Below are 22,167 nucleotides of genomic sequence, written 5' to 3'. Positions count from 1 at the left end.
TGCCCGAAGGATCAGCGGCATCGTCTCGGTCGCGGCCGAGGCCGCCCGTACCGACCGCTGCACCAGCCCGTCGCTGACCTTCACGTCGGTGACGAGGGGGGTTATGTGCAGGTCAGGAGTTTGGCGTCTGACCAGTCGGCGTGGTCGCTGTTCACGTCGTCGCCGCCGTCCGTTGTGATCAGGCGGACCAGGGTGGCGGAGGAGACGTCCGCCGTGAGTTGTGTCGCCGGCATTGCGTTGGTGAGGACGCCCGAGTCGGCCACCTTGTGGTCGTCCGCCCAGACCTCGAAGGACACCGAGCCGTCCGCGCCCTCCTCGTCGTCCACGCCGACCCAGGCGGTGAAGCGCGCGCAGCGGGAGCCGGTGAAGTACACGATCTCGCTCGGTGCGTGGACGCCGAGGCCCTTGGTCCACACCTGGCCGTTCACGGTGAGGGGATGGCCGTCGCCGGCCGGGCGTTCGCCGTTGGAGGTGTCCTTCTCCACCGGGCCCCAGCCGTTCGTCGCGCTGACCCACGTGAGGTCGCTGACGTACGAATCACCGGACGGGGGTCCGACCACCACGAACGCCGTCGCCGCCACGTCGAGGGCGACCTGCTGCCCGGTCGGCGAGGAGTAGCGCGCGGACACCGTGAGCGGGTAGGAGCCGGGCGCGGTGCCCGGCGGTGCGGTGAGCCGCCAGCGGGTGGTGAGCGTCTGACCCGTCGGTACCGCCGCCGCCGAGGTGGCGGTGAGGGGCTCCGCCGTCCAGCCCTGGGCGCCGCGCACGTCCACGGACGCCATCAGCGCGCTGGTGCGGCCCAGATCGCGGAAGGTGGTGGTGAACTCCGCGCTCGTCCCGGGCTCGAGGTACGGCGCGGTGTCCGCGCCCAGCTCCGCCGCCGGCGGGAACAGCGCCCACTTGTCCTGCACCGACACCCGGAAGAGCACCGTGCCGTGCGCGGGCACCGAGGCGGACACCGAGCCCGCGGTGTTGTAGTCCTTGTGCTGCCACAGGTCGCGCAGCGCGTACGCGTCCGCCGCCGGCAGTCCCAGCGCCCCGGCGGAGGTGCTGATGGTCTGCGCGGAGGACGTCTCGTTGAACAGGGCCACGACGGCGCTGCCGTCCGCCATCGGCTTGCCGAGCACCCAGCGGCCGCCCTGCGACGACAGCACGGTGGCCTGCTTGCCGAGCGGGTCCTGGTCGACGGCGATGACCTCGCGGTTGCCGAGGATGTCGAACGTCGCGGGCGTCGCCTTGCGCAGATCGCTGCCGATGAGGAGCGGCGCCGCCATCACGGACCAGAGCGAGAAGTGGCTGCGGTACTCCGTGTCCGTCATGCCGCCGTTGCCGACCTCCAGCATGTCGGGGTCGTTCCAGTGCCCCGGTCCGGCGTACTGCGCCAGCGGCGCGTTGCGCTTGAACAGGCTCAGCATGCTGGACCAGTTGTCGCTGATGTCACCCGTCGTACGCCACAGATGGCCGACGTCCGACGCCCACTCCCAGGGCCGGTTCTGGCCCCACTCGCAGATGCTGTAGACGATCGGCCGGCCGGTGGCCCGGAGCGCGTCGCGCATCGTGCGGTAGCGCAGCTGGGCGTCGACGCCCTGGTTGTTGCAGTTGTCGTACTTGAGGTAGTCCACGCCCCAGTCGGCGAACTGCCGGGCGTCGCTGAACTCGTGGCCCAGCCCGCCGGGGAATCCCGCGCTGTTGCAGGTCTTCGTCCCGGCGCTGGTGTAGATCCCGAACTTCAGGCCCTTGGAGTGGACGTAGTCCGCGACCGCCTTGATGCCGTTCGGGAAGCGCACCGGGTCCGGCACCAGCTTGCCGTCGGCGTCGCGCTGCGGCAGCGCCCAGCAGTCGTCGAGGTTGACGTACTCGTAGCCGGCGGCCTTCAGGCCCTTGTCCACGAAGATGTCGGCGACGCCCTTGACCATCGCCTCGTTGAACTCGGCCCGGCAGTGGGTGCTGTTCCAGTTGTTGAACCCCATCGGCGGGGTGAGCGCGAGCCCGTCGTCGAGGAGCGGGGTCGGCTGCGGTTCGGCCGCCGGGGGTGTGGCGGCCAGTGCGTTGAGGCTGCCTCCGGTGAGGAGTGCAGCGGCTAATGCTCCGATGATTGCGGTTCTGGTGAGCGGATTGCGCATCGCGGGGTCCTCCGTCCGCTTGAAGACCGATCCGACGTCATGTGCACATCACTAAGCTCGTTCACGGTAAGCGTTGTTGGAGTCTGTTGGAAGAGATGCCGTAACAATGGCCTCCTGGGACGTCAAAACCCTTGACGTGCACTTGTCCAAGCGGTGAGATCCGAGCACTTCGTTCGTTTGTGTTCGGTTGTGCACTGAGGAGGGGGAGATGACAAGCTCCACGCCCAGCGGTCGATCACTCCAGCACATCCCGTCCGGTCCTCCGATGTCCCGTCGCTCCCTGTTGCGCGGCGCGGCGATGACAGCGGGCGCGGTGACCCTGCCCTCCCTGCTCGCGGCCTGCGGTGACGGCCCCGGCGGCAAGGGCGGCAACACGGTGGCGGTCGGCTCCAACGCCTCCGACAAGGTCCCCAAGGACGCCTACGCGGCGGCCTTCACGGCGTACGAGAAGGAGTCCGGCAAGAGCGTCAAGGTCAACACCAAGGACCACAACGACTTCCAGGAGCAGATCAACCGCTATCTGCAGGGCACGCCGGACGACGTGTTCATGTGGTTCGCGGGCTACCGCATGCAGTTCTTCGCCAAGAAGCAGCTGCTGACGGAGATCAGCGAGCTGTGGTCGGGCTTCGACGGCTTCTCACAGGCGCTGAAGGACCAGTCGACCGGCGAGGACGGCAAGCAGTACTTCGTGCCGTACTACTACTATCCGTGGGCTGTCTTCCACCGGAAGAGCCTCTTCACGGAGAAGGGCTACCAGCCCGCCACCACCTGGGACGAGTTCATCGCCCTGGCCAAGAAGATGAAGGCCGACGGCAACCCGGTCGCGTTCTGCGACAAGGACGGCTGGCCCGCCATGGGCACCTTCGACTACATCAACATGCGGGCCAACGGCTACGAGTTCCACAAGAACCTGATGGCCGGCGAGGAGTCCTGGACCGACAACCGCGTCAAGCAGGTCTTCGACCTGTGGCGCGAGCTCATGCCGTACTACCAGGAGGGCGCGCTCGGCCGCACCTGGGAGGAGGCCGGCCAGGGCCTGCAGAAGAAGGAGACCGCGATGGCGGTCTTCGGCATGCCGCACCCGGGCACCCAGTTCCCCGAGAGCGAGCGCGAGGACATCGACTTCTTCGCCTTCCCCGTGATCAACGAGAGCTACGGTCAGGAGGCCGTGGAGGCCCCGATCGACGGCTTCCTCCTGCCGAAGAAGGCCAAGAACGTCGAGGGCGCCAAGGCGCTGCTGAAGTGGCTCGCCACACCCGAGGCCGAGGACGCCTATCTGGCCCTCGACCCCAACAACATCGCGGTCAACGAGGGCGCCGACACCTCGACGTACAGCGCGCTGCAGAAGAAGGGCGTCGAGCTGGTCTCCGGCGCCAAGCAGATCTCGCAGTTCCTCGACCGCGACACCCGGCCCGACTTCGCGTCGACCGTGATGATCCCGGCGATCCAGTCCTTCATCCAGAACCCGAAGGACGTGGACGGGCTGGTGAACGACATCGAGAAGCAGAAGCAGAACATCTTCACCGACTGACCCCGGACTGAGGAGTTGCCACTCGTGCCGCACGCGACCGCGCGGCGCCCACGACGGCGGAGTGCGCGGCGGTTCACCCGCCGCGACTCCGCCGTCCTCGGCGTGCTCTTGGGACTGACCGTCCTCCTCGACCTCGTCATCGTCTGGGGCCCGGCGCTGGCCTCCGTCGGGCTGTCGTTCACCTCGTGGGACGGCATCAGCGACATCAAGACGGTCGGCGGGGACAACTACGAGCAGATGGTCAGCGACTATCCGGCGTTCTGGCCCGCTGTCCGGCACAACCTCCTCTGGGTGGGCTTCCTGGGGCTGGTGGCCACGCCGTTCGGGCTGCTGCTGGCGGTCGTGATCGACCGCGGGGTGCGGTTCAGCCGCTTCTACCAGTCCACGATCTATCTGCCGGTCGTCCTCTCGCTGGCCATCGTCGGCTTCATCGCGCAGCTCGTCCTGTCCCGTGACACCGGCGCGCTGAACGCGATCCTGGCCAACCACGACGACCCGGTCGACTGGCTCGGCGACTCGGACCTCAACCTCTGGATGGTGCTGCTCTTCGCCGGCTGGCGGCACACCGGCTATGTGATGATCCTCTACCTGGCCGGGCTCAAGTCCGTCGACCCGTCCCTCAAGGAGGCCGCGGCGATCGACGGCGCCAGCGCCCCGCAGACGTTCTTCCGCGTGGTCTTCCCGACGCTGCGCCCGGTGAACGTCGTCGTCATGGTGATCACGGTGATCGAGGCACTGCGCGCGTTCGACATCGTCTACGTCGTCAACAAGGGCCGCAACGGGCTGGAGCTGCTCTCCGTACTCATCACCGACAACATCATCGGCGAGGCCAGCCGGATCGGCTTCGGCTCGGCGATCGCGGTGGTGCTGCTGACGGTGTCCCTCGGGTTCATCGTCACGTACCTGGTGCAGGAGACGCGAGGGGAGAAGAACCGATGACGCTCGCCACGGCAACCGCCGAACCGGCCACCCGCACCCCGGCGCCGGGGCCGCGCGGGCCGCGCCGCCGCGGCCGGTGGGGCACGCACATCTTCCTGCTGGCGGTGTCGCTGGCGTTCCTCGCGCCGCTGGCGCTGGCGGTGTACGCGTCGCTGCGGCCGTACGAGGAGACGGCTCTGCACGGCTATCTCTCGCTGCCCGACCATCTGTCCTTCGACTACTACAAGCGGGCGTACACCGAGTCGGGGATGGGGAAGTACTTCGCCAACACGATGATCATCGCGATCCCCGCGGTGATCCTCACGCTGTTCCTGGCGTCGTTCGCCGCCTTCGCGATCGCCCGGCTGCGCGTGCGCGGCGGGCTGGTGCTGCTGATGGTCTTCACTGCCGGCAACCTGCTGCCGCAACAGGTCATCGTGACGCCGCTGTACGTGCTGTTCCGGGAGATCCCGCTGCCGTGGTGGATGTCGGACTCGCTGTCGATGTACGACTCGTACTGGGCCGTCATGATCACCCATGTCGGCTTCCAGGTGGGCTTCTGCGTCTTCGTGCTGTCCAGCTTCATGCGCTCGCTGCCGCAGGAGATCCTGGAGGCCGCGATCGTGGACGGCGCGGGCGTGTGGACCCAGTACTGGCGCATCACGCTGCCGCTGTGCCGGCCGGCCCTCGCGGCGCTGGCGACACTGGAGTTCACCTGGATCTACAACGACTTCCTGTGGGCCCTGATCTTCATCTCCAACCCGGACAAGCTGCCGATCACGTCCTCCCTCAACAACCTCCGCGGCCAGTTCTTCACCGACTACAACCTCCTCGCCGCCGGCTCCGTCCTGGTCGCCCTGCCCACGATCCTGGTCTTCCTGCTCCTGCAGCGCCACTTCATCGCCGGACTGACCCTGGGATCCAGCAAGGGGTGACGCCGGGCGGCGACGAGTTTCCGGTCCCACGGCGGTCTGCACCTACGAAGCCGCCAGGACGACCGGAGGTACCGGCATGACGCACCGTGAGCCCGTCGGGACGACCAACCTCGACTCTGGCTGGACGGCGAGCTGTACTTCGTCAGCGGGCCGCGCACCCCCAAGTCGCGTGATCTGGCCGTGAATCCGGCCTGCACCGTCTCCCTCCGGCCGGCGGGCCTGGACCTGGTCCTGGAGGGCGAGGCGAGCCGGGTGACCGACAGCGGGACCCTGGCGACGGTCGCGAGCCGCTACCGCGAGGGCGGCTGGCCGGCCGAGGTGGCCGGCGACGCGCTGACCGCCCCGTTCAGCGCGCCGAGCGCGGGGCCGCCGCCGTGGTACGTCTACCGGCTCGACCACGACTCCGCCGTCGGCGTGGCCTTCGCCGAGCCGCACGGCGCGACGCGCTGGCGGTTCTGACGCCCAGGGCGCACAAGGACGCCCACGACGCACACCGGACGCCCACGACGCCGTGGCATGCCCGGGCCGCCCATGCCAACGGCAAGGGAAGGCCCCCGGTTTGATCGCCGGCCGTGCGGTCGGGGCGCCGACGGGTTTCCCGGGCCCGGTGTACCGGGCAACTCTCTGGGGGCGACCACAGAGGGGGAACGTGTGATCGTATGGCTGAACGGCGCTCCGGGCGCCGGCAAGACCGCGGCGGGCCGCGCACTTGTCGACCTCATCCCCGGCAGCCTGCTGTACGAGCCGGAGGTCATCGGCGACGCGCTGCGCGTGCTGCTCCCCGGCAAGCGCACCGAGGACGCCGCCGACTGCAGGGACCTGCCCGCCTGGCGCAGGCTGGTCGTCGACACGGCCGCGGCCCTGCTCTCCGAGGTCGACGGGCCCCTCGTCGTACCGCTCACGCTGTTCGGGCAGGAGCACCGGGACGAGATCTTCGGCGCCCTCGCGGCCCGCCGGATTCCCGTACGGCATCTGGTGCTCACGTCAGGGGAAACGATCCTGCGCCCGGCGCTGCCCCGCTGGCTGCGGGCCGAGGCGCACGCCGTCACCACCGAGGGCCGCTCACTGCGGGAGATCGCCGAGCAGCTCGCCGCGGACCTGCGCTCGGGCGCGGGCCTGTGCGACATCGTGCAGACCCCCGAGCCCACCGCCGAGACGCTCGCCGCGGGGGTGCTGCTCTTCGACGACCGGGACCGGGTGCTGCTGGTCGATCCCACCTACAAGCCCGGCTGGGAGTTCCCCGGCGGGGTCGTGGAGCGCGGCGAGCCGCCCGCCCGGGCCGGGGTGCGCGAGGTGGCCGAGGAGCTCGGACTGCGGCTCGAGATCCAGCCCCGGCTCCTGGTCGTCGACTGGGAGCCGCCCGCCCCGCCCGGATACGGAGGGCTGCGGCTGCTCTTCGACGGCGGGCAGCTGGACCCCGACCAGCGGCGCAGCGTGCTCCTGCCCGGACCGGAGCTGCGCGACTGGAAGTTCGTCACCGAGGACGAGGCGCGCGACCTGCTGCCGCCCGTGCGCTTCACCCGGCTGCACTGGGCGCTGCGCGCCCGGGAACGCGCGACGGCGTTCAACCTGGAGGCCGGAGTGCCGGTGGGGTGAGCCGGGCGCCCGGGGGCACGGCGAGACCGTCAGCCGTTCAGCAGACCGGGTGCCCCATTCAGCACAGTCAGACAGAGTGCCGGTGCGCGCGGATGCATAGCGTCGGGTGCATGCGGCGGCGGAACCCCGTCGTGCCTGACGTGACGATGAGGAGCTCCCGATGCGCACCATATCCACGGCCCTGGCGGCCTCAGCGGTGTCCGTCCTGACGGTCGGCATGGCCGCCCCGACGGCGCTCGCCCAGGACGCGGACACCAACATCACCTCGTTCGGATTCACCGTCTCGCCCAAGACCGTCAAGGCGGGCGGCCAGGTGAATCTCACGGCGACGGACTGCGAACACCAGGCGCGAGCCTCGTCAGGGGTGTTCAACGCGGTACCGCTGGGCATGGCGGGTGACCCGATGCAGAGCGCGTCGGTCACCGTGGACTGGGACGCCAAACCGGGCGCCGAGTACACGGTCACCTTCACCTGCGGGCCGGAGACCGGACGTACCACCTTCAAGATCGCGGATACGTCCAGCACCTCACGGCCCAGACCGAGCCCGTCGGCGACCACGGCCAGACCGTCAGCCAAACCCTCCGCCACCTCCCCGACCTCCGTACGGCCCACCGCGAGCGCCTCGTCGCCCGCCGCCGGTGCCGTGAAGCCGGTGCGTCCGGCCCGCGGAGGGCTCGGCGGCTCGCAGACCGGTGATCCGGTGCTGCTGGCCTCCGGGACGGCGGTGAGCTCCGCCGCGGTGCTCGGCGGCGCGGTCCTGCTGCGCCGCCGCCGCTCGGTGGAATAGCCCCGCGCGGTGCGGTGCCCGGCCCCTCGCCTCCCGGCGGGTGGCGGGCACCGTGCCGTGTCCGACCAGTGGTTGGTGACCTGCGTTGACAGATGGATCGCCCAGCAAGGCCCGTTCCCGGTTCACCACCGGGCTGATCGTCTTCGGCTTCGTCGCCGGCATCGCCATGATCTGTATCGGCGTCGGCGGCTTCGGCCCGCCCCGGCCCGACCCCGAGGACAGCCTGCTCGACGGGGCGCCGCCCGGCCACGATCCGATGCGCGCCTCGGTGCCGACGGCCGTGCGCATCCCGGGCATCGACGTCGAGTCGCCGCTGATCCGGGTGGGCCTGGACCCCGAGGGCTGGATCGAGGCGCCGCCGCCGCAGGACCCGTGGACCGCCGGCTGGTACGACGGTTCCGTCGGCCCTGGGGCCAAGGGCACGGCCGTGCTCGTCGGCCACGTCGACAGCGCGGTGGGCCCGGCGGTCTTCTACAACGCCGGGGCGCTGAAGAAGGGCAACCGGATCGAGGTCGAGCGGGCGGACGGGACGACGGCCGTGTTCACCGTGTACCGGGTGAAGCTCTTCGACGCCGAGGACTTCCCCGGCGAGCGCGTCTACCGCGACACCCGGCACGCCGAGCTGCGCCTGCTGACCTGCGGCGGCGACTACACCCCCGGCGCCGGCTACTCCGGCAACACGGTGGTGTTCGCCCGGCTCACGGCGGTGGCCTGAGCCGGGCGTACGAACCGTCGGGCGGCCGTTCCGGTCGCCGGGCGGCGGCCCGCCCCGAAAGGAGCCCGCCCGGCCCGGCGGGCCTGCCGTCAGCCCTGGGACGCGGCGTAACCCCGCAGGAACAGCGCCTCCGTCAGGGACAGCTTCTCCAGCTCCTCCGGCGACACGCTCTCGTCGACCGCGTGGATCTGCGCCTCCGGCTCGCTCAGCCCGATCAGCAGGATCTCGGCCTTCGGGTAGAGCGTGGCGAGCGTGTTGCACAGCGGGATCGAGCCGCCCTGGCCCGCCGCCTGCATCTCCTCACCCGGGTAGGCGACCCGCATCGCCTCGGCCATCGCCGCGTACGCCGGGCTGGACAGGTCGGCGCGGAACGGCTGCCCCTGCCCGACCTTCTCGATCTGCACCCGCGCGCCCCACGGCGTGTGCGCCTCCAGATGCGCCACCAGCAGCTGCCGCGCGCTCTCCGCGTCCACGCCCGGCGGCACCCGCAGCGACACCAGCGCCCGCGCGCTGGCCTGCACCGAGGGCGTCGCGCCGACCACCGGCGGGCAGTCGATGCCCAGCACCGTGACGGCCGGCTTGGACCAGATACGGCCGGAGATCCCGCCCGAGCCGATCAGCTCCACGCCGTCGAGGACCTTGGCGTCCTTGCGGAAGGCGTCCTCGTCGTACTCGATGCCGTCCCACTCGGCGCCCGCGTCCAGCCCGTCGACGGTCGTCGAACCGTCCTCGGCGCGCAGCGAGTCGAGCGTACGGATCAGGGCGCCCAGGGCGTCCGGGGCGGCGCCGCCGAACTGGCCGGAGTGGAGGTTCCCGGCCAGCGTGTCGACCTGGACCGACATCATCGTCATGCCGCGCAGGGTCGCTGTGACCGTCGGCAGACCGACGCGGAAGTTGCCCGCGTCGCCGATCACGATGGCGTCCGCCGCCAGCAGCTCCGGGTGGGCCTCGGCGTACTGCTCCAGGCCGCCGAAGCCCATCTCCTCCGAGCCCTCGGCGATGAACTTCACGCCGACCGGCACTCCGCCCGTCGCCTTCAGCGCGCGCAGCGCCGTGAGGTGCATGACGATGCCGCCCTTGCAGTCGGCGGAGCCGCGGCCGTAATACCGGCCGTCGCGCTCGGTCAGCTCGAACGGCGGCGTGGTCCACGCCTCCTCGTCCAGCGGCGGCTGTACGTCGTAGTGCGCGTACAGCAGCACCGTCGGCGCACCCTCGGGGCCGGGCAGGTACCCGTACACCGACTGGGTGCCGTCCGGTGTGTCCAGCAGGGCGACGTCGACGAAGCCCTCCGCCCGCAGGGCGTCGGCCACCCACTCGGCGGCGGCCTCGGACTCGCTCTTCGGGAACTGCTGGAAGTCGGCGACGGACCGGAACCGGACGAGCTCCGCGAGCTCGGTCAGAGCCCGGGGCTGCAGCGCGGCGACGGTGTCCGCCAGCTGTTCGTGGTGCATGGGGAACGCTCCTGGTGGTCACGCCGTTGTGTTCGTGGAACGAACGGGGATGCTGCCGATCATTTCACAGGGGTGTGACACCCTCGGATCGGGCAGTGGCCTTCGGACAGCGGCGAGTGGAGCATGTCAGAAGTGAGCGGCGAGGACGTGAGCGGCCGGGACGTGAGCGGCGACGACGTGAGCGGCGGGAACGCGCCGGGTGAGGTCTGGGACGTCATCGTGGTCGGTGCGGGGCCGGCGGGTTCCTCCGCGGCCCGGGCGGCGGCCGAACTGGGCCGGAAGGTGCTGCTGCTGGAGAAGGCCGAGCTGCCGCGGTACAAGACCTGCGGCGGCGGCATCATCGGCCCCTCGCGGGAGGCGCTGCCGGACGGCTTCGACCTGCCCCTGCTGGACCGGGTGACGGCGGTGACGTTCTCGTACCACGGCAGGTTCGCCCGTACGCGCCGCTCCCGCACGACCCTCTTCGGGCTGGTCAACCGGGCCGAGTTCGACCAGCGGCTCGCCGAGGCCGCGCAGAAGGCGGGTGCCGAGCTGCGTACCGGGGTGGCCGTCACCCGGGTGGAGCAGCACGGGTCGGCCGTTCCGGACCGGCGCAGCGTGGCCGTGGTGCTCGCCGACGGGGAGACCCTGCTGGCCCGCGCGGTGGTCGGCGCGGACGGCAGCGCGAGCCGGATCGGCGGGCACGTGGGCGTGGAGCTGGAGCAGGTCGATCTGGGCCTGGAGGCCGAGATCCCGGTGCCGCCGGAGGTCGCCGCCGACTGGAAGGGCCGGGTGGCCATCGACTGGGGGCCGCTGCCGGGCAGTTACGGCTGGGTGTTCCCCAAGGGCGAAACGCTGACCGTCGGCGTGATCGCCGCGCGCGGCGAGGGGGCGGCCACCAAGCGCTATCTGGAGGACTTCATCGGCCGGCTCGGCCTGGCGGGCTTCGAGCCGGAGGTCTCCTCAGGCCACCTCACCCGCTGCCGCACCCACAACTCGCCGCTGTCCCGCGGCCGGGTGCTCGTCTGCGGCGACGCGGCCGGGCTGCTCGAGCCGTGGACGCGCGAGGGCATCTCGTACGCGCTGCGCTCCGGGCGGATCGCGGGCGAGTGGGCGGTGCGCGTCGCCGAGGCCGCGGACGCGGTGGACGCGCGGCGCCAGGCGCTGAACTACGCCTTCGCCATCAAGGCGGGGCTCGCCGTGGAGATGTCGGTGGGCCGCCGGCTGCTGGCGGCCTTCGAACAGCGCCCAGCGGTGTTCCACAGCGCGCTCACCGGTTTCCGCCCGGCGTGGGTGGCGTTCACGAGGTTCACGCGGGGGACGACGACCTTGGCGTCGATCGTACGGACGCATCCCACGGTGCACAGGCTGCTGTCGGTGGTGGCTCCGCGGCGCTGAGGACGGGCTTCGCCCGCACTGATCGACGGGTGTTAGCGTCCTGCGCATCCCTGTGATCGAAAGGCTGCGCGGTGGAAGAGTTGAGGTTCGAGCAGGATCTGGTGCGCGCGCTGCTGCTGGACCAGCACCCCGATCTCGCGGAGCTGGAGCTGCGCGAGGTCGCCGGCGGCTGGGACAACCAGCAGTGGCGCCTCGGGGAGGAGCTCGCCGTACGCATGCCGCGCACCGAGCGGGCGCCGGCTCTGCTGCGTACGGAGCGGAGATGGCTGCCGGAACTGGCCGGGCGGCTGCCGCTGCCCACGCCCGTTCCGGTGCGCGCCGGTGAGCCGTCGCGTCTGTTCGAGCACACCTGGACGATCGCGCGCTGGGTCGAGGGGGAGCCGGCCGATCGCGCGCCGGTCACGTGCGCCGGGGCCGCCGAGGTCCTCGCGGGATTCCTTGCGGCACTGCACGAGCCCGCGCCGGCCGACGCCCCCGCCAACCCCACCCGTGGCGTCCCCATGGCCGGACTCGGCCCGGTCGACGGGTGGTTCGACGCCCTCGCCGGCCACGCGGGCGCGGACGCCGCGCGGGAGGTGTGGGAGAAAGCCGTCGCGGCGCCCGCCTGGCAGGGCGCGCCGCTGTGGCTGCACGGCGACCTGCACCCGGCGAACGTGGTCGTGCGGGACGGGACGCTCGCGGGGGTGATCGACTTCGGCGAGATGTGTGCGGGCGACCCCGCGACCGATCTGTCCGCCGCCTGGATCCTGTTGCCCGCCGGCGCGGCGCACCGGTTCTTCGACGCCTATGAGCGCGCCGACGACGCCACCGTCGCCCGCGCCCGCGGCTGGGCCGTGCTGCGTGCCGCCAACCTGATCGCGATCGGACGCAACGGCAGGCTCGGCCTGCCCGGCGGCAAGCCGACCTGGGAGCCCGCGGGTTACGCCACCCTCGAACGGGTCCTGGCGGGGTAGCCCGGGGCGGTCATGCCGCCTGTACGGGGCGTGCCAGCAGCGCCGGGTCCTGCCGCAGCACCCGCTCGTGGAGCGCGCGCAGGGCGGGGCCCGGGTCGGCGCCCAGCTGGTCGGCGATCCGGGTGCGCGCCTCCTCGTACACGACGAGCGCGTCCGTCGGCCGGCCGCTGCGGTACAGGGCGAGCATCAGCAGCCACACCAGGCGCTCACGCAGCGGATGCCCGGCCACCTGGCGGACCAGCTCGTGCACGCACTCGTGGTAGCGCTCCAGCTCGATGTCCAGCTCGAGCCGCGCCTCCAGCACCATCAGCCGCTTCTCCGCGAACCGGCGCCTCTCGGCCGCGAGATACGGACCCGCCAGCCCCTCGGCGAACTCCCCGCGCCACATCGCCTCGCCCTGCCGCGCCAGCTCCGCCGCGCGCCGGAGGTCGCCGCCGTCGCGGGCGGTCACGGCCTGGCGGAGCAAGGCGCGCCGCTCCCGCAGGTCGTCGATCTCCGCCCCGTCGAGCCGGTAGCCGGACCCGGTCCACGTCACGTCGATACCGGCTCGCCGCAGCCCCGAGACGTACTTCTGCACCAGGTTGCGCACCTGCGCGGGCGGCTCGTCACCCCAGACGGCGTCCACGACCCCGTCGTACGACAGGGACCGCCCCTCCTGCAACAGCAGCACGGCCAGCAACGCCCGCTGCTTCGGCGGCCCGAGCGACACCTCGGCCCCGCCGTCGCCGAAGGCGCGCAGGGGACCCAGCAGTTCGAAGCGCATCCTGCAGCCTAACAAAGCGGAGGCAGGCGGCATGGGCCCTCGGATAGCGTCCGGGCGTGGACCTCAATCTGCACGGCGATGCCATCCCCAGCGGCCTGACCAGGCGCGCCCGGAGCTTCCTCGGCGTGCACGGGGTCCGGGTCGATGTCACACCCGTCGAGGAGCACCGCCGGTTCTACCTGGAGCGGGACGTCCCGGCAGGGCAGATCGACCGGATGGCGGCCTTCCAGGAGCGGTGGGGCGGGCTGGTGCTGCCGCCCGCGCCCGGATACGAAGGTGGGCCGCGCTATTTCGAGGCCGACAGTCCCGAGGGGTCCACCGATGAGGGCTGGTGGTTCGAGGCCGGGATGCAGCGGGCATCCGTACCGTTCGGCTTCTACATCGGCCCGGACGACGAGTTCGGCATCCACGCGGGCGAATGGGCACCGCTGCACGCCACGATCGAGGGCTGGGTCGAGTCCCTCGCCCTCGTGTACCACGCCCGGCTCTGGGCGCAGCAGATCACCAAGGTGACCGGGGACGACGTCGACGGCATCGATCTGGACGGATTCGAGCCCGTGCGGGAGGTCGTCGGCCTGGCGGATACGTGGTGGAGGGGCGCGGACACCCTGGTGGCCGTGTACAGCGGGGAGGCGGAGGCCATGTCCTTCCCACGCGGCCGGACGGCGTACGTCTACTCCGGCCTCGACAGCTGGGGTCTGTACGGCGGCGTCGACGGCTGACGCCCTTCCAGCGGTTCTTCCAGTGGACGTTCCAGTGACCGGTCAGCGAGTGCGGTCACCGTGGCGGCGTAACGCATCGCCACGGAGAGGAAACCGCACATGGATGGCCTGTTGGCCCGCATCGGACGGCTGGGGGTCCGGCGCAGCGGGGCCGTGCTGCTGCTCGCGCTGGTCGCCCTGGTCGGGCTCGGCGCGTACGGCGCCGGCGCGCAGTCCGAGCTGGAGCTGTCGCGGTGGGAGGCGCCCGGGACGGAGTCCGTCGAGGCGGGGGAGGTGCTGCGGGAGGAGTTCGGGGCCGGGAACCCCAATCTGGCGCTGCTCGTCACCGCCCGCCACGGAGACGTGGACGGCGAGCGCGTCGCCGCCGCAGGGCGGGCGCTCGCCGCCGAGGTCGCCGACGCCCCCATGGTCACCGAGACCGTCTCCTACTGGGACGCCGCAAGCCCCGCGCTGCGGGCGAAGGACGGCTCGAAGGCGCTCGTGCTCGCCCGGATGGAGGGGAGCGCCACCGACACCCGCCAGGCCCTCGCCGACCTCTCGCCCCGCCTCGCCCGTACGACGGACGACATCACCGTCCAGGTCGGCGGGCAGGAGGAGATCTCGCGGCAGGTGAGCGCGCAGGCGCGGGAGGACTTCCTCACCGCCGAGGTCCTCGTACTGCCCGCCGTCGTGCTCCTGCTGATCCTGGTCTACCGGCGTACCGTCGCCGCCCTGCTGACCGTCGGCGTGGGGCTGCTGAGCGTGCTGGGCACCCTCGCGGGGCTGCGGCTGGTCGCCCAGTTCACGCCCGTGTCCGCCTTCGCCGCGAACATCGCCCTCGTCCTCGGGCTCGGACTGGGCATCGACTACTGCCTGTTCGTGATCAACCGCTTCCGCGAGGAGCGGAACGCCGGCCGCTCCCGCGACGAAGCCGTCGTCCGTTCCGTCGCGACAGCGGGCCGCACGGTCGTCTTCAGCGGGGTCACCGTCGCGGTGTCGCTGTCCGCGCTGCTCGTCTTCCCGTTCTTCTTCCTGAGCTCCTTCGCCTACGCCGGCGTCCTCGTCGTCGTGACCGCCGTGACCGGCGCCGTCCTCGTCCTGCCCGCGGCCCTGGCCCGCTGGGGCCACCGCGTGGAGCGGGCGCCGGCACGCACCGGCACCCGGTGGCACCGCACCGCGCTGTGGGTGATGCGCCGGCCCGTGCTGAGCGGCGCCTCCGTCCTTGTCGTGCTGCTGCTCGCCGCCTCCCCCGTGCTCGGCCTGCGCTTCGGGCTGCCCGACGAGCGGACGCTGCCGGCGGGCGCCTCCTCCCGTACGACGTCGGAGACCGTCCACCGCGACTTCGCCGCCGAGCCCACCGACACCGTCCAGATCGTCGCCCCCGAAGGCGGCACCGCGGAGGAGACCGCCGCGTACGCCGCCGAGCTGTCCCGGATCCCGGGCGTCTTCCAGACCGACTCCCCGGCGGGCACCTTCCGCGACGGCCGCCTCGTCACCGCCGCGGCAGGCCCGGGGCTCACCGCCGAAGGCGGCGCCCTGCGGATCGGCGTGGTCCCCACCCAAGCGGCCATGTACGGCGACGTGCCCGCCTTCGTCGCCGCCGTGCGCGCCGTCCCGGCCCCGTACAACACCCTCGTCGGCGGCTACCCGGCCGAGACGACCGACTTCCGCTCCACCCTGCTGGACCGCCTGCCGATCGTCGTCGGCCTCATCCTCGCCGCCACCTACGTCATCCTGTTCCTGATGACGGGCAGCGTGCTGCTGCCGCTGAAGGCGACCGTGCTGAACCTGCTCAGCCTCGGCGTGATGTTCGGCTGCCTGGTCTGGGTCTTCCAGGAGGGCAACCTCTCCGGCCCGCTCGGCTTCACCCCGACCGGCTCCGTCGAGCCGAGCATTCCCGTGCTGATGTTCTGCGTCGTGTACGGGCTGTCGATGGACTACGAGGTCTTCCTCCTCTCCCGGATCAAGGAGGAGCACGACCGCACCGGCGACACCGAACAGGCCGTTGCCGCCGGCATCGGCCGCAGCGCCCCGCTCATCACCGCCGCCGCCGGCATCCTTGCGCTGACCTTCGCGTCGTACGCGACGGGCGGCGTCGTCTTCCTCAAGGAGCTCGGCATCGGCGCCGCCCTCACCGTCCTCGTGGACGCCATCCTCGTACGCGGTGTCCTGCTGCCCGTCGGCATGCGCCTCGCGGGGCGCGCGAACTGGTGGGCGCCCGCACCCCTGCGGCGGCTCCACGCCCGCTTCGGGATCACGGAAGCCCCGCAGGCCAGCGGCCCGCAGGAGGTACTCCCCAGGGAGTACGCACGATGACGGCGCCGGGCTGACGCAATCGGGGCCCGCGCGGTCTAGCGTTGCGGGCATGAGGTGTTCAGGGCCCCCGTGGGCGAAGCACAGTGACGGCCCGCGCGGGGCCCGGCGGACGACCGCTCCCCGGTGGGGCGCGGACGCCGACGGCCCGCCGTGGCCCGTGGCCCGCTGGCTGGAGAACCGCGCCGCCGGCCGCATCCCGTGGCTGTCGACGCTGGTGATCGCCGTCTTCATGGTCGTGGGCACCAACGGCGCCTCCGAGAACCAGGACGGCCGGGTGTCCGCCGACTGGCTGGCCTACCTCCTCGTCCTCGGCTCCGTGGCGCTGCTGCTGCTCCGCCACCGCCACCCGCGCCTCGTCGTGATCGGCACCAGCGCGTCGATGCTCGCGTATCTGGCGCTCGGCTACCCCTACGGACCGATCTTCTTCTCCGTCGCCCTGGCGGCCTTCGCGGCCGTCATGGCGGGGGAGCGGCGCGTGGTCTGGTGGTCGCTCGGCGCGCTGTGGGGCGGGCATGTGCTGATCGGGCACTGGCTGTACCGCTGGCTGCCGCCCGCCGGGGACAGCGGCTCGGCCTGGGGGCAGGAACTGTTCATCGCCGCCTGGGTGACGGCCGTCGTCGCCGGCGGCGAGCTGGTCCGTACCCGCCGCGAGCAGTGGGCGAAGGCCGAGGGGGAGCGCCGCGCCGCCCGCCAGCGCCGCGCCGACGAGGAGCGGCTGCGCATCGCCCGCGAACTGCACGACGTGCTCGCGCACAGCATCTCCGTGATCAACGTGCAGGCGGGCGTCGGCCTCGCCCTGCTCGACCAGCACCCCGAGAAGGCCCGCGAGGCCCTGACCACGATCAAGGCCGCCAGCAAGGAGGCCCTCGGCGAGGTGCGCCAGGTCCTGGAGGCCCTGCGCACCCCCGGCGGCCCGCCCCGCGCGCCGGCCCCCGGCCTGGACCGGCTCGGCGAGCTGACCGAGCACTTCGCCGGAGCGGGCCTGACCGTCGACGTCACCACGGAGGGCGCCCGTACGGCGCTGCCGCCGGGCACCGACCTCGCGGCGTTCCGCATCGTGCAGGAGGCGCTCACCAACGTCGTCCGCCACTCCGGCTCCCGTACGGCCCGCGTGCTGATCGCGTACGGGCCCGGGGAGCTGCGGCTGCGCGTCGACGACGACGGTCCGGCCGCCCCCGGCGGCATGACCGGCGGCGGCAACGGCCTGGTCGGCATGCGGGAACGGGCCGCGGCGCTCGGCGGCACCGTCGAGGCCGGTCCGCGGGACGACGGCGGATTCCGGGTCCAGGCCCGCGTGCCGCTGGGCGCGGCGGATACGGTGGCCACCGGCAACCGCACCCGGGAGGCACCGTGATCCGCGTACTGCTGGCAGACGACCAGATCCTGGTCCGGGCCGGGTTCAGAGCCCTGCTCGACGCCCAGCCGGACATCGAGGTCGCCGGTGAGGCCGCCGACGGCGAACAGGCCGTGGCCCTGGTCCGCGAACAGCGGCCGGACGTCGTCCTGATGGACATCCGGATGCCGCTCCTGGACGGCCTCGCCGCGACCCGGAGGATCACCGAGGACCACGAACTGTCGTCCGTCCGGGTCGTCATGCTGACGACCTTCGAGCTGGACGAGTACGTCTTCGAGGCCATCCGCTCCGGCGCCTCCGGCTTCCTGGTGAAGGACACCGAACCGGACGAACTCCTGCGCGCGGTACGGGCGGTGGTCGACGGCGACGCCCTGCTGTCGCCCGGCGTCACCCGCCGGCTGATCGCCGAGTTCGCCGCCCGCTCGAAGGAACCCGAGGCGGCCGCCGGGCTCGAGCACCTCACCGAGCGGGAGCGCGAGGTGATGGCGCTGGTCGGCATGGGCCTGTCGAACGAGGAGATCGCCCACCGCCTGGTCGTCAGCCCGCTGACCGCCAAGACGCATGTGAGCCGCACGATGGTCAAGCTCGGCGCCCGGGACCGGGCCCAGCTGGTGGTGATGGCCTACGAGTCGGGGCTGGTACGGCCGGGGTGGCTCGGCTGACGGCGAGCAAGGCCACCCAGGCACGCGGTCATCCGGTCACCCCGTCCACCGGTACCGGTGCCCCGGCCGCCCCGTCCCGCCGTACCGCATCGACAGCTCCGCGCGGCCCGACTCCGTGAAGAACTCCAGATAGCGCCGCGCCGCCACCCGTGACAGCTCCGCCTCCGCCGCGCACTCCGCCGCCGACAGGCCCTCCGGATGCGCCCGCAGCACTCGCTCGACCAGATCGGCCGTGCGGGTGTTCAGGCCCTTCGGCAGCTGGCGGGAGACCGTGGGGCCGGCGCCGAAGACCTGGTCGACGTCGTCCTGGCCGGCCGTCCCGTCCAGGGCGTCCAGCTTCGAGCGCTTCGCCGCGTAGTGGCGCAGCTGCTCGTGCAGCGCCGCCTGGCTGAACGGTTTGATGACGTAGTACAGCGCCCCGCCCCGTACCGCCCCGCGGATCGTCTCCGCGTCCCGGGACGCCGTGATCATCAGGACGTCCGTGTCCGCGTGCCCGCCCGAGCGCAGCCGCTGGAGCACCGCGATGCCGTCCATGTCCGGCAGATAGACGTCCAGCAGCACCAGGTCCGGCCGCAGCCGCTCCACCGCGCGCAGCGCGTCCGCGCCGGTGTGGGCGACGCCGACGACCTCGAAGCCGTCCGCCGCCGCCACGTAGCGGCTGTGCAGCTTGGCAACCATGAAGTCGTCGTCGACCACGAGCACCCGGATCATCGCGCCAGGCTACCCGCAGGTCAGCCCCGCCCCGGGCGGCTGCCGCGAGCGGCGGGTCAGGTCCGCGCCCCGGGACCAGAAAGACCAAAAGTTTCCTTGTTGACGCAACCACGACACGTCGTTAACGCGCAGGCAACATATGGCCGCACCGCGGCTTCGCGGTGACATCCCCCATGGCTACTCCTCGACGAAGAGGCGGTGACACCCTGTGCGACTGCGCACCCCCCTGGCGCTCGCCGCGTCGGCGCTGCTGGTTCTCCTCGGACCCCCGCTGCTGACCACCGGTACCGGTGAGGCGACCGGTACGCAGATCCCGGGACTGGAACTCATGGTCCCCAACACCCCCGGCGGGGGCTACGACATCACCGCCCGCACCGCCGGCAAGAACATCGAGGACGAGGGCCTGAACCACAGCGTCCAGGTCTTCAACCTGCCCGGCGCCGGCGGCACCGTCGGCCTCACCCGGCTGATCAACGAGCGCGGCAACGGCAAGCTCGCCATGTCGATGGGCCTCGGCGTCGTCGGCGCCGTCCGCACCAACGACACCGACGCCCGGCTGTCGCAGACCACGCCCATCGCGCGGGTCACCCAGGAGCCGGACATCGTCGTCGTCCCGAAGAACTCCCCGTACCGGACGCTCGGGGAGCTGGTCGACGCCTGGAAGGCGGATCCCGGCAAGCTTCCCGTCGGCGGCGGCTCCTCCCCGGGCGGCCCCGACCACCTGGCTCCGATGCTGATGGCGCGCGCCGCCGGCATCACCCCGAAGGACGTCAACTACGTGCCCTTCGACGGCGGCGGCGAGCTGCTCGCCTCCATCCTCGGCGGCAAGGTCGCCTTCGGCGTCTCCGGCGTCGGCGAGTACCTCGACCAGATCAAGGCCGGCGAGCTGCGCGTCCTGGCCGTGACCAGCGCCCAGCGCCACCCCGGGCTCGACGCGCCGACGCTGCGCGAGGCGGGCCTGGACACCGACTTCATCAACTGGCGCGGCTTCGTCGCCCCGCCCGGCCTGTCGGACGCCGAACGCACCAAGCTGATCGCCCTCTTCGAGGGGCTGCACGCCACCCCGGCGTGGCGGGAGTCCCTGAAGAAGAACGGCTGGACGGACGCCTTCCTGACGGGCGACGAGTTCGGCGACTTCCTCGACGCCCAGGACAAGCGCGTCGTCTCCGTACTGAAGGAGCTGGGGCTGTGAGCCAGACCCTGACCAAGGCCGTGCGGGAACCGGAGCGCGCCGGACTGCGCGCGAAGCTCCGCGGCAGGTCCGAACTCGGCGTGTGCGCCCTGCTCGCCGTGCTCGGCGTGCTCGTCCTCACCGACGCGCTGACCATGGACACCGACTTCGCCCAGCGCGGCCCCGTCGGCCCGGCCGCCGTCCCCACCGTCGTCGGCGCCGCGCTGCTCGTCGTCGCCGCCTTCCTCGCCGTGGACGTGCTCCGCGGCGGGAAGGGCGAGGCCGAGGGCGGGGAGGACATCGACCTCGACGCCCCCGCCGAGTGGCGCACCGTGCTGCTGCTTGCCGGGGTGTTCCTGGGCTCCGCCGTGCTGATCGGCGTCGTGGGCTTCCCCGTCGCGGGCGCCCTGCTGTTCTGGGGCTCCGCCTACGCGCTCGGCAGCCGCAACCCCTCCCGCGACCCGCTGATCGCCGCGGTGCTCTCCGTAGCCACGTACGCGGTCTTCAACAACCTGCTCGGTGTCCCGCTCCCCGGCGGCCCGCTGCTGGAGGTGCTGTGACATGGACTCACTGACGTCCCTGATGGACGGCTTCGGCACCGCGCTGACGCCGATGAACCTGCTGTGGGCCGCTGTCGGCGTGCTCCTCGGCACCGCGATCGGCGTACTGCCCGGCATCGGCCCGGCGATGGCCGTCGCGCTGCTGCTGCCCGTCACCTACGGCCTGGACCCGACCGCCGCGTTCATCATGTTCGCGGGCATCTACTACGGCGGCATGTTCGGCGGCTCCACCACCTCCATCCTGCTCAACACCCCCGGCGAGAGCGCCGCGGTGGTCGCCGCGATGGAGGGCAACCCGATGGCCAAGTCCGGCCGGGGCTCGCAGGCCCTGGCCGCGGCCGCCATCGGCCACTTCGCGGGCGGCATGATCGGCACCTGTCTGCTGGTCGTGCTGGCGCCCGTGGTCGCCGACCTGGCCGTGGACATCGGCGCACCGGACTACTTCGCCATCATGGTCCTCGCGTTCATCGCGGTGACCTCCGTGCTCGGCAAGTCCCGGATCCGGGGGCTGGCCTCGCTGCTCATCGGCCTGACCATCGGGCTCGTGGGCCTGGACCAGATGACCGGCCAGCAGCGGCTGACCTTCGGCTCGCTGCAGCTCGCGGACGGCATCGACGTGATCATCGTGGCCGTGGGCCTGTTCGCCATCGGCGAGGCGCTGTGGGTCGCCGCCCATCTGCGCTCGTCGCGTGACGGCGCGATCCCCGTCGGCCGGCCGTGGCTGGCGAAGGACGACGTCCGCCGGGTGTGGAAGCCGTGGCTGCGCGGCCCGCTGATCGGCTTCCCGTTCGGCGCGATCCCGGCGGGCGGCGCGGAGATACCGACGTTCCTGTCGTACGTCACGGAGAAGCGGCTGTCGAAGCACAAGGACGAGTTCGGCAAGGGCGCCATCGAGGGCGTCGCGGGACCCGAGTCCGCCGCCTCCGCCTCGGCGGCCGGCACCCTTGTGTCGATGCTGACCCTCGGCCTGCCCACCACGGCCGTCGCCGCGGTGATGCTGGCGGCCTTCCAGCAGTACGGCATCCAGCCGGGCCCGCTGCTCTTCGAGCGGGAACCGGATCTGGTGTGGGGCCTGATCGCCTCCCTGTTCGTCGGGATGGTGCTGCTGCTGGTGGTGAACCTGCCGCTGGCCCCGGTCTGGGCGAAGCTGCTGCGCATCCCGCGGCCCTATCTGTACGCCGGCATCCTCTTCTTCGCCTCGGTCGGCGCGTACGCCGTCAGCGGCGAGGCCCTCGACCTGGTCATCCTGCTGGTCATCGGGCTGATCGGGCTGGCGATGCGGCGGTACGGGCTGCCGGTGCTGCCCGCCGTCATCGGGACGATCCTCGGCCCGGCCGCGGAGCAGCAGATGCGGCGCGCGCTGCAGATCAGCGACGGCTCGCTGAGCGGGCTGGTCAACACCCCGTTCGCGGTGACCGTGTACGCCGTGATCGCGCTGATCGTGGTGTGGCCGTGGGCCAAGCGGCTGGTGGTGCGGGGGCGTACGGCTCGCTGAGCCCGGCTCCTACGCCCGAGGGCCCGGCCCCGTTCCTGGAGGAACGGG

General features: G+C 72.0%; 20 protein-coding genes. 16 read left to right on the top strand and 4 right to left on the bottom strand.

The genetic code is table 11. From position 1 onward, the window contains the following. Positions 1–101: 101 nt before the first annotated feature. Positions 102–2,123, bottom strand: a complete 2,022-nt coding sequence (locus AB0M28_RS33915) for an NPCBM/NEW2 domain-containing protein (RefSeq protein ID WP_365413487.1) — start codon at positions 2,121–2,123, stop codon at positions 102–104. A 265-nt stretch (positions 2,124–2,388) separates the two neighbouring features. Here AB0M28_RS33915 and AB0M28_RS33910 point away from each other — a divergent pair, with 265 nt between their 5' ends. The 7 genes from AB0M28_RS33910 to AB0M28_RS33880 all read left to right on the top strand — a co-directional run bounded on the left by AB0M28_RS33910 (position 2,389) and on the right by AB0M28_RS33880 (position 8,605). Beyond that, positions 2,389–3,654, top strand: a complete 1,266-nt coding sequence (locus AB0M28_RS33910) for an ABC transporter substrate-binding protein (RefSeq protein WP_365413486.1) — start codon at positions 2,389–2,391, stop codon at positions 3,652–3,654. A 24-nt stretch (positions 3,655–3,678) separates the two neighbouring features. Further along, positions 3,679–4,593 carry a sugar ABC transporter permease gene (locus tag AB0M28_RS33905; RefSeq protein ID WP_365413484.1) on the top strand — a complete coding sequence of 305 codons (915 nt, stop codon included), beginning with the start codon at positions 3,679–3,681 and terminating at the stop codon, positions 4,591–4,593. After that, positions 4,590–5,507: a carbohydrate ABC transporter permease gene (locus AB0M28_RS33900; protein WP_365413482.1), complete on the top strand. Its 918-nt coding sequence runs from the start codon at positions 4,590–4,592 to the stop codon at positions 5,505–5,507. The genes AB0M28_RS33905 and AB0M28_RS33900 overlap by 4 nt, the downstream gene beginning before the upstream one ends. Positions 5,508–5,687: 180 nt before the next feature. Then, positions 5,688–5,966: a hypothetical protein gene (locus AB0M28_RS33895; protein WP_365413480.1), complete on the top strand. Its 279-nt coding sequence runs from the start codon at positions 5,688–5,690 to the stop codon at positions 5,964–5,966. Positions 5,967–6,158: 192 nt separating this feature from the next. Then, positions 6,159–7,103 carry an NUDIX domain-containing protein gene (locus AB0M28_RS33890; RefSeq protein WP_365413478.1) on the top strand — a complete coding sequence of 315 codons (945 nt, stop codon included), beginning with the start codon at positions 6,159–6,161 and terminating at the stop codon, positions 7,101–7,103. A 160-nt stretch (positions 7,104–7,263) separates the two neighbouring features. Further along, a complete protein-coding gene (locus AB0M28_RS33885) occupies positions 7,264–7,890 on the top strand; it encodes a hypothetical protein (RefSeq protein ID WP_365413476.1) in 627 nt (208 codons plus the stop codon). Positions 7,891–7,975: 85 nt separating this feature from the next. Continuing rightward, positions 7,976–8,605 (top strand): class F sortase, encoded by a 630-nt coding sequence (locus AB0M28_RS33880; protein WP_365413474.1) that lies wholly within the window; start codon positions 7,976–7,978, stop codon positions 8,603–8,605. Between the two features lie 89 nt (positions 8,606–8,694). Here AB0M28_RS33880 and AB0M28_RS33875 read toward each other — a convergent pair whose 3' ends face one another. Beyond that, entirely contained in the window at positions 8,695–10,056 is a 1,362-nt protein-coding gene (locus AB0M28_RS33875; RefSeq protein ID WP_365413472.1) for a dipeptidase, read from the bottom strand. A 123-nt stretch (positions 10,057–10,179) separates the two neighbouring features. On the opposite strand from AB0M28_RS33875, the gene AB0M28_RS33870 reads away from it, so the two are divergent. Both AB0M28_RS33870 and AB0M28_RS33865 read left to right on the top strand, forming a co-directional pair. Next, positions 10,180–11,433, top strand: coding sequence for a geranylgeranyl reductase family protein (locus tag AB0M28_RS33870; RefSeq protein WP_365413470.1), 1,254 nt, complete (start codon positions 10,180–10,182; stop codon positions 11,431–11,433). A gap of 80 nt (positions 11,434–11,513) precedes the next feature. Next, positions 11,514–12,386: an aminoglycoside phosphotransferase family protein gene (locus AB0M28_RS33865; protein ID WP_365413491.1), complete on the top strand. Its 873-nt coding sequence runs from the start codon at positions 11,514–11,516 to the stop codon at positions 12,384–12,386. Positions 12,387–12,396: 10 nt separating this feature from the next. Here the strand turns inward: AB0M28_RS33865 and AB0M28_RS33860 are convergent, their stop codons facing one another. Further along, entirely contained in the window at positions 12,397–13,149 is a 753-nt protein-coding gene (locus tag AB0M28_RS33860; protein ID WP_365413468.1) for an AfsR/SARP family transcriptional regulator, read from the bottom strand. A gap of 56 nt (positions 13,150–13,205) precedes the next feature. On the opposite strand from AB0M28_RS33860, the gene AB0M28_RS33855 reads away from it, so the two are divergent. The 4 genes from AB0M28_RS33855 (at position 13,206) to AB0M28_RS33840 (ending at position 18,182) form a co-directional block, all read left to right on the top strand. After that, positions 13,206–13,871 (top strand): hypothetical protein, encoded by a 666-nt coding sequence (locus tag AB0M28_RS33855; protein WP_365413466.1) that lies wholly within the window; start codon positions 13,206–13,208, stop codon positions 13,869–13,871. A 99-nt stretch (positions 13,872–13,970) separates the two neighbouring features. Next, complete coding sequence (locus tag AB0M28_RS33850) at positions 13,971–16,166, top strand: MMPL family transporter (RefSeq protein ID WP_365413464.1); 2,196 nt, start codon at positions 13,971–13,973, stop codon at positions 16,164–16,166. Between the two features lie 229 nt (positions 16,167–16,395). After that, positions 16,396–17,520: a sensor histidine kinase gene (locus AB0M28_RS33845; RefSeq protein ID WP_365413489.1), complete on the top strand. Its 1,125-nt coding sequence runs from the start codon at positions 16,396–16,398 to the stop codon at positions 17,518–17,520. Next, a complete protein-coding gene (locus AB0M28_RS33840; protein ID WP_365413463.1) occupies positions 17,517–18,182 on the top strand; it encodes a response regulator transcription factor in 666 nt (221 codons plus the stop codon). The genes AB0M28_RS33845 and AB0M28_RS33840 overlap by 4 nt, the downstream gene beginning before the upstream one ends. 36 nt (positions 18,183–18,218) lie before the next feature. Here AB0M28_RS33840 and AB0M28_RS33835 read toward each other — a convergent pair whose 3' ends face one another. Next, positions 18,219–18,893, bottom strand: coding sequence for a response regulator (locus AB0M28_RS33835; RefSeq protein ID WP_365413461.1), 675 nt, complete (start codon positions 18,891–18,893; stop codon positions 18,219–18,221). A 208-nt stretch (positions 18,894–19,101) separates the two neighbouring features. On the opposite strand from AB0M28_RS33835, the gene AB0M28_RS33830 reads away from it, so the two are divergent. Genes AB0M28_RS33830 through AB0M28_RS33820 form a run of 3 tightly spaced genes read left to right on the top strand, consistent with a single transcriptional unit; the run spans position 19,102 to position 22,119 of the window. After that, on the top strand, positions 19,102–20,085 hold the full coding sequence (locus AB0M28_RS33830) for a tripartite tricarboxylate transporter substrate binding protein (protein ID WP_365413459.1): 984 nt from the start codon (positions 19,102–19,104) through the stop codon (positions 20,083–20,085). Continuing rightward, positions 20,082–20,624 carry a tripartite tricarboxylate transporter TctB family protein gene (locus AB0M28_RS33825; protein WP_365413457.1) on the top strand — a complete coding sequence of 181 codons (543 nt, stop codon included), beginning with the start codon at positions 20,082–20,084 and terminating at the stop codon, positions 20,622–20,624. Before AB0M28_RS33830 ends, AB0M28_RS33825 begins: the two co-directional genes overlap by 4 nt. Position 20,625: 1 nt before the next feature. Further along, positions 20,626–22,119 carry a tripartite tricarboxylate transporter permease gene (locus tag AB0M28_RS33820; protein ID WP_365413455.1) on the top strand — a complete coding sequence of 498 codons (1,494 nt, stop codon included), beginning with the start codon at positions 20,626–20,628 and terminating at the stop codon, positions 22,117–22,119. Positions 22,120–22,167 lie beyond the last annotated feature (48 nt).

It is taken from the genome of Streptomyces sp. NPDC051940, from assembly GCF_040680895.1.
In the GTDB taxonomy this organism is placed as follows: domain Bacteria; phylum Actinomycetota; class Actinomycetes; order Streptomycetales; family Streptomycetaceae; genus Streptomyces.
The sequence above is the reverse complement of the archived record's forward strand: the minus strand, read 5'-3'. Positions and strand labels throughout refer to the sequence as shown.